Source organism: Microbacterium sp., assembly GCF_044340635.1.
In the GTDB taxonomy this organism is placed as follows: domain Bacteria; phylum Actinomycetota; class Actinomycetes; order Actinomycetales; family Microbacteriaceae; genus Microbacterium.
This window is the reverse complement of record NZ_JBIITF010000018.1, coordinates 25,258-38,717: the sequence shown is the minus strand read 5'-3', so window position 1 is coordinate 38,717 and position 13,460 is coordinate 25,258. Positions and strand designations below refer to the sequence as shown.

Annotated in this window: 14 protein-coding genes and 1 pseudogene; 11 read left to right on the top strand and 4 right to left on the bottom strand. The window is 69.1% G+C overall.

Going from position 1 to position 13,460, the window contains the following annotated elements; translation table 11 throughout:
• Positions 1-28 precede the first annotated feature (28 nt).
• The gene (locus ACIQ0W_RS13895) at positions 29-745 is read right to left on the bottom strand and encodes a winged helix-turn-helix domain-containing protein (RefSeq protein ID WP_396643308.1); all 717 of its coding nucleotides are present in this window, start codon (positions 743-745) and stop codon (positions 29-31) included.
• 355 nt (positions 746-1,100) lie between these two features.
• A complete protein-coding gene (locus tag ACIQ0W_RS13890; protein WP_396643307.1) occupies positions 1,101-2,081 on the bottom strand; it encodes an acetylxylan esterase in 981 nt (326 codons plus the stop codon).
• Between the two features lie 153 nt (positions 2,082-2,234).
• Between ACIQ0W_RS13890 and ACIQ0W_RS13885 the strand changes: the two are divergent.
• The 8 genes and pseudogenes from ACIQ0W_RS13885 to ACIQ0W_RS13850 all read left to right on the top strand — a co-directional run.
• Positions 2,235-2,771: pseudogene (locus ACIQ0W_RS13885) on the top strand (TIM-barrel domain-containing protein); the annotation flags it as partial.
• Positions 2,768-4,207 carry a GH1 family beta-glucosidase gene (locus ACIQ0W_RS13880; protein WP_396643306.1) on the top strand — a complete coding sequence of 480 codons (1,440 nt, stop codon included), beginning with the start codon at positions 2,768-2,770 and terminating at the stop codon, positions 4,205-4,207. The pseudogene ACIQ0W_RS13885 and the gene ACIQ0W_RS13880, both read left to right, overlap by 4 nt.
• A 63-nt stretch (positions 4,208-4,270) precedes the next feature.
• Positions 4,271-4,570, top strand: a complete 300-nt coding sequence (locus ACIQ0W_RS13875; RefSeq protein ID WP_396643305.1) for a GNAT family N-acetyltransferase — start codon at positions 4,271-4,273, stop codon at positions 4,568-4,570.
• 42 nt (positions 4,571-4,612) lie between these two features.
• Complete coding sequence (locus ACIQ0W_RS13870) at positions 4,613-5,020, top strand: DUF1622 domain-containing protein (RefSeq protein WP_396643340.1); 408 nt, start codon at positions 4,613-4,615, stop codon at positions 5,018-5,020.
• Between the two features lie 92 nt (positions 5,021-5,112).
• Complete coding sequence (locus ACIQ0W_RS13865; protein ID WP_396643304.1) at positions 5,113-5,334, top strand: hypothetical protein; 222 nt, start codon at positions 5,113-5,115, stop codon at positions 5,332-5,334.
• Positions 5,331-5,624 (top strand): hypothetical protein, encoded by a 294-nt coding sequence (locus ACIQ0W_RS13860; RefSeq protein WP_396643303.1) that lies wholly within the window; start codon positions 5,331-5,333, stop codon positions 5,622-5,624. The genes ACIQ0W_RS13865 and ACIQ0W_RS13860 overlap by 4 nt, the downstream gene beginning before the upstream one ends.
• Positions 5,625-5,685: 61 nt before the next feature.
• On the top strand, positions 5,686-6,888 hold the full coding sequence (locus ACIQ0W_RS13855) for an exonuclease SbcCD subunit D (protein ID WP_396643302.1): 1,203 nt from the start codon (positions 5,686-5,688) through the stop codon (positions 6,886-6,888).
• A gap of 2 nt (positions 6,889-6,890) precedes the next feature.
• Positions 6,891-9,893, top strand: a complete 3,003-nt coding sequence (locus ACIQ0W_RS13850) for an AAA family ATPase (RefSeq protein ID WP_396643339.1) — start codon at positions 6,891-6,893, stop codon at positions 9,891-9,893.
• 1 nt (position 9,894) lies between these two features.
• On the opposite strand, the gene ACIQ0W_RS13845 is transcribed toward ACIQ0W_RS13850, so the two are convergent.
• Positions 9,895-10,848, bottom strand: a complete 954-nt coding sequence (locus ACIQ0W_RS13845) for an aldo/keto reductase (protein WP_396643301.1) — start codon at positions 10,846-10,848, stop codon at positions 9,895-9,897.
• Between the two features lie 64 nt (positions 10,849-10,912).
• Here ACIQ0W_RS13845 and ACIQ0W_RS13840 point away from each other — a divergent pair, with 64 nt between their 5' ends.
• Positions 10,913-11,095, top strand: coding sequence for a hypothetical protein (locus tag ACIQ0W_RS13840; RefSeq protein ID WP_036299335.1), 183 nt, complete (start codon positions 10,913-10,915; stop codon positions 11,093-11,095).
• A gap of 20 nt (positions 11,096-11,115) precedes the next feature.
• Here ACIQ0W_RS13840 and ACIQ0W_RS13835 read toward each other — a convergent pair whose 3' ends face one another.
• Positions 11,116-11,673: a nucleosidase gene (locus ACIQ0W_RS13835; RefSeq protein WP_396643300.1), complete on the bottom strand. Its 558-nt coding sequence runs from the start codon at positions 11,671-11,673 to the stop codon at positions 11,116-11,118.
• 90 nt (positions 11,674-11,763) lie between these two features.
• Between ACIQ0W_RS13835 and add the strand changes: the two genes are divergently transcribed.
• Together add and ACIQ0W_RS13825 are read left to right on the top strand one after the other, a co-directional pair.
• The gene (add, locus tag ACIQ0W_RS13830; RefSeq protein WP_396643299.1) at positions 11,764-12,822 is read left to right on the top strand and encodes an adenosine deaminase; all 1,059 of its coding nucleotides are present in this window, start codon (positions 11,764-11,766) and stop codon (positions 12,820-12,822) included.
• A gap of 3 nt (positions 12,823-12,825) precedes the next feature.
• Complete coding sequence (locus ACIQ0W_RS13825; RefSeq protein WP_396643298.1) at positions 12,826-13,449, top strand: nucleoside deaminase; 624 nt, start codon at positions 12,826-12,828, stop codon at positions 13,447-13,449.
• The last annotated feature ends 11 nt before the right edge of the window (positions 13,450-13,460 follow it).

The following is a 13,460-nucleotide window of genomic DNA, read 5'->3' as shown; positions in this document are numbered from 1 at the left end:
TCGGACACCGGCGCCGGGGTGGAGCGGCTCAGAAGCGGTCGGGCGAGGGCGTGCCGTGTCCGTAGCGGATCGAGACATCCGCGTGCCGGTCGAACCGGTAGCCGACGCCGCGCACCGTGCGCACGATGTCTTCGTAGCGGCCGAGCTTGGCACGCAGCCGCCGGACGTGCACATCGATCGTGCGCTCGCCGGGGGCGTCGTCGTCGGTAGCCGACCAGAGCGACGACACCAGCTCGGTGCGCTCGATCGTCCGGCCCTCGCGGAGCACGAGGTACTGCAGCAGCTCGAACTCCTTGTAGGTGAACGCCGCGGATTCGCCGTCGAGCAGTACCTTCTTGCGCGAGATGTCGACCACGACACCGACGGTTGCTGCCTCGGTTTCGTCCGAGTCGTGGCGGCTGCGCGCGACCGCGGACGGCTCGTGCAGGGCCAGACGCACCAGATCGACGTCACGTCCCCCCGCATCGGTCGGCGCGAGCGCGACCGTGGCGTAGGTCTCGGCGTCGGGGGCGAGGTCGGCGAGGGTCCGGCGGAGGGCCTCGACGAGGGTGCCGAGGCTGACGCCCGCCGCGGCGGCCTTCTGCTCATCGAGACCGACGTAGAGGGCGAAGCCGCGCGGTGCACTTCGTGGAGCGGCCGCGCGGGACGGAGGCGCGGCGGGGGTGGTCGGGGTGGGGAGGGATGCGACCGGCCTGAGGTGGGCGGGGCGGGAGAGCGGAGCTTCGAGAAGGGCGGTGTTCGACATGATGAGGTCTTCTTCCGGGAGGGAACCCTGCGGGTTCTCCGAGATACGGCGATGTGTCGGCCGGTGGCCGGGTGAGGGGTGTCCGAAACGACCGGCTTCTGCCGGGGCGGCACCCGGGGCCGTCGCGGCCGCATCGGCGGCGGCGTGATGGCCCGGCTGGGTCACGAGATCAGCGACACATTCGACAACACGGGGCAACGCGGCCGGCGCTCATCATGCCGGCACTCCGGTTCGCCTCCCAGGCGGACACAGGGCGTGCGTTGTCACTCATGCCGCCGATTATCTCCGAGATCGCCGGGATGTGTCAAACTGCGCGGGCTTCCGAGCATTCTCGATCGCCGGTTTCACATTCTGCTCAGTCGGCGCCGAAGCGCTCCGACAGCCAGGAGACCTGTCGCAGCCACTGGTGGTGACCGCCGCCCTCATGGCCGTTGTACTCGTAGACCTCGATGTTCTTGTCTGACGATGACACCGCGTTGTAGGCGGCGAAGACGCTCGCCGGAAGGACGATCTCGTCCATGAGTGCCACCGAGAACAGTGCCGGCGCGGTGATCCGCCGCGCGAGGATCGCGCCGTCGAAGTGGGAGAGCGTGTGCAGGGCCGTACCGGCGGCGTCGCGGTTCACCGACAGGTAGCGGGTGATTTCGGTGAACGGGTCATGGGGCGTGCGGGTGATCGAGCGGGGGAAGTCGCAGAGGAACGGTACGTCGGGCATGACGGCGGCGACCAGGGGTGAGAGAGCAGCCGCGGCGATAGCGGTGCCCCCGCCCTGGCTGCCGCCGGTCACGGCGAGGCGGTCGCGGTCGACGCCGTGGAGCTCCGCGACGGTCTCGACGAGGCGCACCGCGTCGGTGAACATGCGTCGGTAGTAATACTGCGACGGGTCGTGAATGCCTCGGGTCATGACCCCCTGGGCCGCTGGTCCGGAGCCGTGCGGATCGGGGGTGGCGCCGCCCGATCCCCAGTTGCCGCCCTGACCGCGGGTGTCCATGAGGACGTGGACATAGCCGCAGGCCGCCCACTTCAGGTGCTCACCCGGCAGGCCCCGCCCACCGCCGTAGCCGAGGTACTCGATCACGGCCGGGCGGGGCTCGTTCGATCGCGGGCGTGAGATCCACGCGCGGATGGGGTCTCCGGCGAAACCCGAGAACGTCAGGTCTTCTATGACGATCTCGGAGATCGGGGTGCGTGCCGGGGTGATGACGGGCACGGATGCTGCGGCCCGTGCCTGGTCGAGCGTGTCGGCCCAGAAGGCGTCGAGCCCTGGGGGCTCGGCAAGAACCGGCGAGTAGGCCCGCAGCTCGTCCAGGGGCAGGTCGGTGAACGTGAGCGCCATCGGGTCCTCGGTCGGTCGGAAGAAGAGGTGTCCCCACCATAGGGGAGCGGCGACGCTCGCTCGGGCCAATAAGTTGTATCGAACGCCAAATGCTCTTGCTTTTGCTCGAGGGGCGATATGGATTTCCTGCCGAAGCGCTTCCGCGAAGCATTTGGGTTCGAGGGCACGCCGGATGCAGCGGTCTTCAAGCGCTGGACCGCGTTCGGTCTGCTCGGCAGCCACAGTCGCTTCCACGGTTCGCAGTCCTATCGTGTGCCGTGGATGTTCGACGAAGAAGCCGTCGATGTGACCCGGACCTTCACCCGGCTGAAGATGCGCCTGATGCCGTACTTGTTCCAGCTCGGCAGCGAGGCGACTCGTACGGGCGCACCGATCATGCGGCCGATGGTGCTGGAGTTCCCGGATGACCCGGGTGCCGGGTACCTCGACCGTCAGTACATGCTCGGCAGCGACATCCTCGTCGCCCCGGTCTTCACCGAGTCGGGCGAGGTGGACTTCTACCTGCCCTCGGGGACCTGGACGCACCTGCTCACGGGCGAGACGCTCGAGGGCGGGCCGGACTACGACTACCTCGACGGGCTCACTCTGCGGGTCTTCCCCGGTGGGACCGGTACCGTCGATGTCACGGTGACCACGCCCGACGGGCGTGCAGAGAAATTCTCGGTCGACCGTGCGGAGGTGACCGAATGAGCGCGCAACAGCAGGGCAACGCCGACTTCCGGGACTCGGGGCTCGTCTTCCCGGACGGTTTCACGTTCGGGTCGGCGACCGCTTCGTATCAGGTGGAGGGCGCCTTCGACGAGGACGGCCGCGGCCCCTCGATCTGGGACACATTCAGCAAGACCCCCGGCAAGGTCTGGAACGGCGACACCGGTGACGTCGCGTGCGACCACTACCACCGTGTGGAGTCCGACCTCGATCTGATGCAGGACCTGGGGCTCGGCGCGTACCGGTTCTCGATCGCCTGGCCACGTATCCAGCCCACGGGGACGGGCGAGCCCAACCAGGCGGGGATCGATTTCTACTCGCGCCTGGTCGACGGACTGCTCGAGCGGGGCATCCGTCCCGTCGCGACGCTGTACCACTGGGATCTCCCGCAACCGCTCGAGGATGCCGGCGGGTGGCCGGCGCGCGCGACCGCGGACGCGTTCGAGCGGTACGCCGAGATCATGGGCACGGCCCTCGGGGACCGCGTGCACACCTGGACGACGCTCAACGAGCCCTGGTGCTCGGCGTACCTCGGCTACGGCCAGGGCGGCCATGCCCCGGGACGCCACGAGCCGGCCGCGGCTCTCGCAGCCGTCCACCACCTGAACCTGGCTCACGGACGGGCCATCCAGGCGCTCCGGGCGACCTCGACGGGCGATCCCGAGTACTCGGTGACGCTCAACTTCCACGTGCTGCGCGGACAGGGTGACGGAGCAGACGAGGCGATGCGGCGCGTCGACGCGCTCGCGAACCGGGCGTTCACGGGACCCATGCTGCGGGGGGAATACCCCTCTGATCTGCTGGAGGACACGGCATCGGTCACCGATTGGTCGTTCGTCCAGGACGGCGATCTCGAGCAGATCCGCCAGCCGATCGACGTGCTCGGCGTCAACTACTACTCCACGGCGACGGTTCGGCTGTGGGACGGTGTCTCGCCCAAACAGCAGAACGACGGGCACAAGAGCGCCGAGGGTGGTACAGCCTGGCCCGGCAGCAACGACATCGTCGAGTTCGTCGAACAACCCGGGCCCTACACGGCCATGGGCTGGAACATCGCCCCCGAGGGACTCGAGGAGCTGCTGCTCTCGCTGCGCGAGCAGTTCCCCGAACAGGCACTCATGGTGACCGAGAATGGGGCCGCCTTCGATGACACCGTCGCCGGGGACGGCTCGGTGCCCGACCCGGAGCGCCTGGACTACCTGCGCCGTCACTTCACCGCGGCGCACCGCGCGATGCAGGCGGGGGTGGACCTGCGTGGTTACTTCGTGTGGTCGCTGATGGACAATTTCGAGTGGGGCTACGGCTACGCCAAGCGGTTCGGGATCGTCCGCGTCGACTTCGACTCACTCGAGCGCACCGTCAAGGACAGTGGGCTCTGGTATCGCGAGCTCGCGCGCACGGGCGTTCTTCCCGCTTGACCGAATTGCGGCATTCAGCGTGCGCCCAGCCTCGACCGCTCGGGGCGGGCGTACGCTGTGCCGGTGACTTCGCTGACTTTCACCCACGAACCGGATGCTTCGCGGTACACGTTGCACGACGGGTCGAACCTCGTGAGCGCCCTCGACTATCGCGATGACGGACGCACCGTCGCGCTGACCCGCGCGTACACGGTCCCCACCTTCCGCGGCCACGGCTACGCCGGCGAGGTCGTCGACCGCGCCGTTGCAGAACTCGAGCAGGCCGGCGATCGGAGGGTGCTGCCCGTGTGCTGGTATGTGGCGGAGTGGTTCGAGGCGCACCCCGAGCGCGCGGGAATCCTCGCCGAGCGCAGCCGCGCGTAGAGTTTCCGGCATCCCACCCACCCCTATGCTGGCCGGGTGGACATGGAGCAGGTCTTCGTCGGCGTCGCCGTCGTTTTCGAGGCGGTCGGCGCCCTCGCGATGATCATCGGCGCGGTCATCGCGATCGTGCTCGGCATCCGTGCGCTCGCTCGCGGTGACGGTGGCAGCGCGGCTTTCACGACGCTCCGCACGACCTTCGGTGGAGCGATTCTGCTCGGCCTCGAAGTGCTCGTCGCCGCCGACCTGCTGCGCACCATCACGTCGAAGCCCTCGCTCGAGGACGCCGTGATCCTCGGCGTGATCGTTCTCATCCGAACCATCCTCTCGATCTCGATCCAGATCGAGATCGAGGGCGTCCTGCCGTGGCGGCGGGCGCTGCTCACGAGCGGTGCCGGGGTCGTTGCCGGTGAGGTGCAACGGGATCGACGGGCGAGCGCCGGACGCCGCTAGTCCCGCCCCCGAAGTGCGTCAAGCCCCTTGGCTCGCGGGGGGATCGGGGCGATGGTTGTCATGGCCACCCGATTCGAGCAAGAGGAGATCCGATGAGCTCGTCACGCGACGAACTACCAGAGGGCGTCATCGACGCCGATCCGACGGGTGGGTGGCAGAGCGGCGACACCGCGAATCGCGCTGCCGACGCGCCGGTCGCGCCCGATGCGCCGATCGAGGGATCCGAGCCCGGCCAGGTGGCCGATCCGGATCTGAGTGACGATGTGACGGACGAATCCGTCGAAAACGACGGCGATGACAGGAGCGACTCATGACCTCGGGAGAATCCGCGCACGACAACACGCCCACCGAGAAAGCCACGGCCGAACGGGATGCGGCCCACGATTCGCCGATCGTCCGGACGGGCGACGTCGTGCAGACCGAGCCCGCGATGGACATGAACGACACGTCAACCGCGGAGAAGATCGACGGCATCGTCGTCCAGACGCGCGCCGATCAGGCCGTCGTCGGGCAGGACCGCATGTTCGAAATTCTGAAGCAGCGCCTCGATCAGGCGGGCATCGAGATGTCGGACGACGAGATCGCCAAGCTCGCGGAGGCCTGACTCTGGGCGAACCGCGGCCCGGGACCGGGCCGATGTCGGCGCACCCGCATACCGTGGGAGCATGCGCATCCTGCACACCTCCGACTGGCACATCGGGCGCTCCTTCCATGGGCACTCGACACTCGCCGCGCTCGCGGTCGTGCTGGCAGAACTCGTGTCGCAGGTCGCCGAGCGCGGCGTCGATCTCGTGGTGGTCGCCGGTGATGTCTTCGACTCCGCGACCCCCGCAGCCGGCTGCTATCCGCTGCTGACCGACACCCTCGCCGCGATCCGCGCCGCGGGGGCAGAGGTGGTCGTCACGAGCGGCAACCACGACAGCGCTGCGCGGCTCGGCTTCCAGGCGCCGTTCGCCGCGAGCGCGGGCATCCACATCCTCACCCGTCCCGATCGCGTGGGTGTTCCCGTCACCGTGCACGACGAGCACGGGCCCGTGCATGTCTACGGCATCCCGTTTCTCGAGCCCTCGCTCGTCCGCCATGTCTGGCCGGATGTGGCGCTTCGGACACAGGAGCAGACGATGGGGCAGGCGATGCGCCTCGTGAACAACGATCGGGGCGAGCGCGGGGGTCGCTCGATCGCGATCGCGCACTGCTTCGCCGCAAACGTCGAGGCCACGCCCGGGGTCGAGCGTGAGATTCGTCAGGGCACGCTCGACGTCGTCCCGCTCACGACCTTCGACGGCCCCGACTACGTCGCCCTCGGCCACATCCACGGGCGCAACGAGCTCTCCGCCCGGGTGCGGTACGCCGGCGCCCCCCTGCACTACTCCTTCGGCGAGCAGCACAAGCCGCGCGGTTCGTGGCTGATCGACCTGGATGCAGCGGGTCTGGCGGCGGTCGAATGGGTGCCGCTCGCGGTGCCACGACGCCTCGTCACGATCACCGGAGCGCTCGACGACCTGCTGACCGACGCTCGCTTCGATGCCGCGGCCGACGCCTGGGTGTGCGCGCAGTACACCGACTCGACGCCGCAGCGCGACCCGATGCGGCGGCTGCTCGCTCGTTTCCCGCACTGCGCGACCGTGCAGCACGTCCCGGCGTCCGTGGCGGAGGCAACCGAGCGCTCGTACTCGGCGCGGGTGCGCGAAGCGCGGGACGACCGTGAGTTGATCTCGGCGTTCCTCGCGCACGTGCGGCAGGGCCAGGCCGCCGATGAGGCCGAGGCCGAGATCTTGGCAGACGTGATCGTGGAGGGCGCAGACCAGCGGACCGCCGCCGACCGTACGAAAGATGACGAACGTTCGAGAGGCGGCGTGCTCGCGTGAGGATGCATCGGCTCGAGATCGAGGGTTTCGGGCCGTTCCGCCGCCCCCAGGCCGTCGATTTCGACGCCTTTGCCGAGGACGGCATCTTCGTCATCTCGGGCCGGACGGGTGCGGGCAAATCCAGCATCCTCGACGCGATCTGTTTCGCACTGTATGGGTCGGTCCCGCGCTACGACATGGGTGAGAAGCGCCTGCGCAGCGACCACAGCGCGCCCGACGACCCGACCCTCGTCGCGCTGGAATTCAGCGCCGGCGGCGAGCGCTGGCGGGTGGAGCGGTCGCCCGAGTACGACCGGGCCAAGCGCAACGGAACGGGAACGACGACCGCCCCGCCTCAGGCGCGATTGTTCGTCTGGGCGAAGGACGGGTGGGAGGGCCGCGCGGCACGCCCCCGCGATGTCGGCGAGGCGCTTCACGAAATCCTTCCGCTCACGCAGGAGCAGTTCCTTCAGGTGATCCTGCTCGCGCAGAACCGCTTCGCGCGGTTCCTGCTCGCGACGCACGGCGAGAGACAGGCTCTTCTGCGGACACTCTTCGGTACGCGCCGCTTCGAGGAGTACGAGCACGCGCTCGAGCAGCGCCGTAAGGAGTCCGAAGCGCGTGTCGCCCGCGATGGTGACACGCTGGCGCACCGCCTCGACGACGCGGAGCGGCTGATCGCGGACCAGGGGCTCGGCGGCGATGTCGCGGACGTCGCCGCGGGTAGCGAGGCCCGAACCGACACCGCGTCGCGGATCGAACGTGTTCGGCAGGCGGCGAAGCGCGCCAAGTATCGGGCTGATACCGCCGACATCGCTGAAGGTGCGGCCCTCGTGTCGCGGGATGCCGCCGAGGCCGCACTCGCAGACCTGCTCGCCCGACGCGAGTTGCAGCAACGTCGTGACCGCGCGCGCGAGAGTGTTGCTGCGCTCGAGTCGGATGCTTCGCGGATCGCGGGAGTCCGCACCGAGCGCGACGCCGCTACCCGGGCAGAGCGGGCGCGTGACGGCATCCGTGCCCTCGACGTCGCTCGCACCGACGTGGCACGCGCGGAAGAGGCGCGCCGGGGTGCCCTCGCGGCCTGGGTTGAGCTGGGTGCTGACGCCGCACCGCCCACGTCGGAACTCGCCGCTCGCATCGACGAGCTCAAGCACGCCGTCGGTGCATGGCAGCTCTTGCTCGAGCGCGAACAGAGCATCGCCGAGCGTCGCGCGGAGTACACGCGGGGCCAGGCCGACCTCGCCGCGCTGACCGCCGAGGTGGAAGCGAGCCGCGCGGAACGCGACGTCGCAATCGCGCGCCGCGACGAAATCGATGCGCGCTTGATGGAGCTCGCGCCGACCCTGGGCGGCCGTACCGCCGCCGAGACCCTCGTCACCGACCTGGATGCACGTATCGCCGCGGCCAGGGAAGCCGATCGCCTGACGGACGAGATCACCGCGGCAGAGATGTTGGCGCTGGGAGCCGATCGGGCCCTCGCCGACGAATCCGCGGCCCTGGTCGATCTGCGTGAGCGGCGACTTCGCGGGCACGCGGGCGAACTCGCCGAGACGCTCGTTCCCGGTGAGCCCTGCGCGGTCTGCGGTGGGACGGAGCACCCCGCACCCGCGCCGCGCGGCGACGATCCGGTGAGTGCCGACGACATCGACGCGGCCGAGGCCCGGGTTGCGCTCGCCGTGTCGCAGCAGCGTGACGCATCCGAGGCGCTCGCGAGCGTCCGCCAGGCCGCGGCGGGCGCGCGCGGGCGCGCGGGTGAGCGGTCGGCCGCGCAGCTCACCGACGACCGCGCCGAGGCCGCGCAGGCACTCGCGACGATCGCGGATGCCGAACGCGAATCGACGACGCTGCGGAACGAACGAGAGGAAGGCGCGAAGACCCTCGCCGGCCTCGAGGCCGCGCTCAACGCCGCAACGCCGCGGATCGACATCCTTGCCCAGTCGCTTGCCGTCATGGAGGCGAGCATCGAGGCGGATGACCAGGCCCTGGCGGAAGCGCGCGGTGACTTCACCACCGTCGCCGAGAGAATCGCCGATGCCGAGCGCATGGCCCACACAGCCGAGCGGCTGCGTGACACCATCGCTGCGGTCGAGCGCTGCACACAGGTGGAAGTGTCGGCGCACGCACGAGCCGAAGCGGACCTCGCCGAGTCGGGCTTCGAGACGACGGACGCCGCGGTCGCGGCCCTGCGCGATGCCGCCGCGCGATCTGTGCTCGACGAGACGATCCGCGAACACGAGACCGCACTCGGCGCGGCGAAGGCCGTGCTTCTCGACCTCGAACTGCAGATGCTGCCCGACGAACCGATCGACACCGAGGCTGCCGAAAGGGCGCGGCGAGACAGCCGGGATGCCTGGACCGCCGCCGTGCAGCAGACCCTCGCCGCCGACCAGACCCGTGATCGACTCGACACTCTCACTCAGCAGGCGGAGGTCGCGCAGTCGGGCATCGCCGCGGCTCTCGCCGAACACGAGACGATCGAACGCCTCGCCCACACGGTGGCGGGCAAGGCGCCCAACACCCACAGGATGAAGCTCGAGACCTTCGTGCTGGCGGCCGAACTCGAAGAGATCGTGCAGGCCGCGAACCTGCGTCTTCACGACATGTCGGATGGTCGCTACCGCCTGCTGCACACGGACTCCCTCGCCGCGCGCGGGGCCGCCTCCGGCCTGGGCCTCGACGTGCTGGACGCCTACACGGGGCGTCCGCGCCCCCCGCACTCGCTCTCCGGCGGAGAGACGTTCCTCGCCTCCCTCGCGCTCGCGCTCGGCCTCGCCGAGGTCGTGACGGGACGCACCGGCGGAATCGAACTCGACACGCTGTTCATCGACGAGGGCTTCGGCTCACTCGACGCCGAAACCCTCGACACGGCCATGCGAACCCTCGACGAACTGCGACAGGGCGGCCGGACCGTAGGCGTCATCAGCCATGTCGAGGCGATGAAGGATCAGATCCCCGCTCAGCTGCTCGTCGCCGTCGCGCAAGACGGCTCAAGCGAGGTCGCGGCCCACGCCACCCTGCCCGTCTGATTCAGGCGGGCGACCAGGTCGAGACGCGGTCGAGCTCCTCGAGCTCAGCCGCGGACAGCTCCAGGGTGCCGGCGGCGAGCAGATCGGCCACCTGGTCCACGCGTGACGCGCTCGCGATCGGAGCGGAGACCGCCGGTTGGGCGCGCAACCATGCCAGCGCGGTCGTGGCGATCGATGCACCATGCGCGGAGCCGATCGACTCGAGTGCATCGACGATCGCCAGGCCCTGCGGTGTGGCGTACTTCGCGGCACCCTTCGCACGCGGAGAGGTGCCCGGCGCATCCGGGACATCCGCCGAGCGGTACTTGCCGCTCAGGAAGCCGCTCGCCAGGGCGTAATACGGCACGAGTCCGAGGTCGAACTCCTCGGCGACCGGCACGATCGTCTCTTCGACCGCGTTGCGGTGCACGAGGTTGTAGTGCGGCTGCACCGCAACGGGCAGTGCGCTTCCCGCCGCGCTCGCGTAACCGACCCACTGGCGGATGCGGTCGGCGGAGTAGTTCGAGACGGCGGTGTGGCGGACGAGTCCGTCTGTCACGAGGTCACCGAACGCGGCCACGGTCTCTTCGAGGGGCACCGTTTCGTCGTCGTAGTGCGCGTAATACAGGTCGATCGTGTCCACCCCGAGGCGCTGCAGCGACGCCTCGGCGGCCGCGCGGATGTTCTTCGGCGCGAGGCCGCGGAAGTCCGGGTGCTGGCTCACCTTCGTGGCGATGACGACGTTCTCCGGGCGCCTGGCGGCGAGCCATTCACCGATGATGCGCTCGCTGTCACCACCCGAATTCCCCGGAACCCACGCGCTGTACGAGTCGGCGGTGTCGACGAAGTCGCCGCCGCCGCCGTGGAACGCGTCGAGGATGCGGAAGGATTCGTTGCGATCCGCTGTCCACCCGAAGACGTTGGCGCCCAGGCAGACGGGGAAGACATCGAGATCGCTGCGGCCGATACGTGTCATGCTGCTCCTTGCTCAGAGGTGGGGGCGGTCCCACGGGCGCCGTCGATCAGCCTAGGCTGGGGGAATGAAGACCGGCACCCTGTGGACAGTCATCGGCGTCATCGTCGCCATCATCATTGCGTGGGTGCTCGTGAACGTCCTGTTCTCGGTCCTCGCGTTCGTCTTCAAGCTGCTCGCGGTCGCGGTCGTCGCACTCATCGTGTTCGTCATCCTGCGGATGGTGTTCGCACGATCGTCGGACGACTGACCCGTCGGACTACTCATCTTTTACAGTCCGTAGTCGGCGCGGAAGCTCTCCCAGAGAGCCGCGCTGCACGTCGCGACGACCTCGTCCCACAACTGCGTCGCGCCATCCTGCGCGCGGTCCGAAACCGCCTTGATGATGCGCAGCGGCACACCGAACTCGCCGGCGACATACGCGTAGGCGTAGGCCTCCATATCGACCAGCACCGCGTCGAGATCGCGGATCCGGACGACGGCATCCGCGTCGTCGACGAAGATGTCGCCGGTGGCGATCGCGTGGCCGTCGTTCGGCAGGTCGATGCGGGCGGGGAGTGAGACGTGCTGCCCGACGATGCCGTCCAGGTCGCTCACATCGTGCTGCAGCACGGTGCCGATCTCGTGCACGGCCGCCTCGAGGTCGGGGTCCAGGGCACCGGCCGTGCCGACCACCACGACCTCGGTGTATTCGCGAGCCGACAGGGCTCGTGTGAGGGCGACGGCCGCCTTCAGCTTGCCGGGTCCGGTGACGAGACGGTCGAAACCGTCGATCTGAGCGGGGAAAGCCACGAGTTCGGCGTCCAGCGCCGCGACGAGAAGTCTCACGGTCACCCATTCTGGCCCGTTACGGCCGCGAAACACGCATCGGGCAAGCTGAGCGGGTGCCGTCGCCCGACCGGCGCCCCGAGGAGCCCCGTGCTGAGCTACGCCGACTATCTGCAGCTGTTGCCGAAGACCGAGCTGCACTGTCACTTCACGTCCACCATGACCGCCGAGCTGTTCGTCGCGCTCGCCGGCAAGCACGGCGTGGAGTTGCCCACGAGCGATCCGGCACGCCTGTTCGCGTACGCCGATCTGCGCGAGTTCCTGGTGGGTTTCGAGCTCGCTCATGACGTGCTGCGCGACCCGGAAGACATCGAGGCGGTCGCACTCGAGGGTGTCCGCGTCGGTATCGAGGCGGGTCTGCGCTATCGCGAGTACTACGTCAACCCGCAGTACTTCATCGCGCGCGGGATGTCCTACGCGGATGTCGTCGACCCCCTCATCTCGGGACTCTCGGCGGCAGAGACGCGGTACGGAGTCGGATTCCGCATCGTCGTCGCGGTCAATCGTGCGGAGAGCGGTGCCGAAGCCATCCGTCTCGTGGAGCTCATGGCCGAGAACCCGCGACCGAGTGTCGTCGGGCTGGGGATGGATGATCTGACGCCCGAGGGGCTCGAGGCTCCCGAGCGGTTCGCCGAGGCGTTTGCCCTCGCCCGGAGCGCGGGCCTGCGCCTCACCGCGCACGTCGGCGAGACGGACCGGTCCGAGGCGCACTCCGTGCGTTTTGCGATGCATGATCTCGGTGTCGACCGCATCGACCATGGATACCGTGTGCTCGATGATCCCGACCTCGTCGCGGAGGCTCGCGATCGGCGGCTGCCGTTCTGCGCGACCCCCGTGTCGACGACGATCTGCTCGGACTGGCAGCTCACGCCCGACCACCGCATCGCCCGGATGATCGAGGCCGGACTCGCCGTCAACGTCTCCACGGACGATGCCATGTTCTTCCGCACCGACATCGGGCGCGAGTTCCGCGAAGCCCTGCCGGCGCTCGGCGTCGACGCGGCGACCGCGCGTCGCATTGCATTCAACGGCATCGATGCCGCGTTCTGCGACGATGATCAGAAGGCGCGTTTGCGCGCACAATTCACGGCCGAGTTCACGGCCCTCGACGCCCTATTTCAGCGCGACGCGCTGCTCCCGGAGGACTGACGCATGGACATGGCTTATTTCGCGACCGGATACTCGGTGAACCTGCCCGACTGGATCGGGGAGGAACTGCACGGCGTTCCCGACATCATTCCCGACCGGGCCGAGCGGATGGCGCTCGTGCACCGTCTCGCCGATCGCAACTGGCGAGAGGGCAACGGCGGACCATTCGCCGCACTCGTGGCCGAGTCCGACACCGGCCGCATCGTGTCGGTCGGGGTGAACGTCGTGCTCGGCAGCGGGATCTCGTCCGCGCACGCCGAGGTGACGGCACTCGGCACGGCGCAGGCCCGGGTCGGGTCCTGGGATCTCGGCGCCGAGGGGCTCTCTCCCCATGAGCTGGTCGTGAACTGGCGTCCCTGCGTGCAGTGCTACGGGGCCACGATGTGGTCGGGGGTGCGCACGCTGGTCGTCGCGGGATCGGGCCCCGAGCTGGAGGAGATCAGCACTTTCGACGAGGGACCGATGGTCGCCGACTGGGCCGAGCAGTTCGAGGCCCGCGGCATCGAGGTCGTGCAAGATGTGCTGCGCGACGAGGCGCTCGCGGTCTTCCGCGCCTATCGCGCGGCGGTCGACAGCGGCGGTGTCGTGGTCTACAACGCCCGCTCGGGGGATGACGCCGCCGAGTGACCTGCCGCTGG

Excerpts from the sequence above, each read along its gene's own strand:
- ACIQ0W_RS13895 (WP_396643308.1), bottom strand. The coding sequence starts at position 745 with ATGTCGAACACCGCCCTTCTCGAAGCTCCGCTCTCCCGCCCCGCCCAC.
- ACIQ0W_RS13890 (WP_396643307.1), bottom strand. The coding sequence starts at position 2,081 with ATGGCGCTCACGTTCACCGACCTGCCCCTGGACGAGCTGCGGGCCTAC.
- ACIQ0W_RS13880 (WP_396643306.1), top strand. The coding sequence starts at position 2,768 with ATGAGCGCGCAACAGCAGGGCAACGCCGACTTCCGGGACTCGGGGCTC.
- ACIQ0W_RS13870 (WP_396643340.1), top strand. The coding sequence starts at position 4,613 with ATGGAGCAGGTCTTCGTCGGCGTCGCCGTCGTTTTCGAGGCGGTCGGC.
- ACIQ0W_RS13865 (WP_396643304.1), top strand. The coding sequence starts at position 5,113 with ATGAGCTCGTCACGCGACGAACTACCAGAGGGCGTCATCGACGCCGAT.
- ACIQ0W_RS13860 (WP_396643303.1), top strand. The coding sequence starts at position 5,331 with ATGACCTCGGGAGAATCCGCGCACGACAACACGCCCACCGAGAAAGCC.
- ACIQ0W_RS13855 (WP_396643302.1), top strand. The coding sequence starts at position 5,686 with ATGCGCATCCTGCACACCTCCGACTGGCACATCGGGCGCTCCTTCCAT.
- ACIQ0W_RS13850 (WP_396643339.1), top strand. The coding sequence starts at position 6,891 with ATGCATCGGCTCGAGATCGAGGGTTTCGGGCCGTTCCGCCGCCCCCAG.
- ACIQ0W_RS13845 (WP_396643301.1), bottom strand. The coding sequence starts at position 10,848 with ATGACACGTATCGGCCGCAGCGATCTCGATGTCTTCCCCGTCTGCCTG.
- ACIQ0W_RS13840 (WP_036299335.1), top strand. The coding sequence starts at position 10,913 with ATGAAGACCGGCACCCTGTGGACAGTCATCGGCGTCATCGTCGCCATC.
- ACIQ0W_RS13825 (WP_396643298.1), top strand. The coding sequence starts at position 12,826 with ATGGACATGGCTTATTTCGCGACCGGATACTCGGTGAACCTGCCCGAC.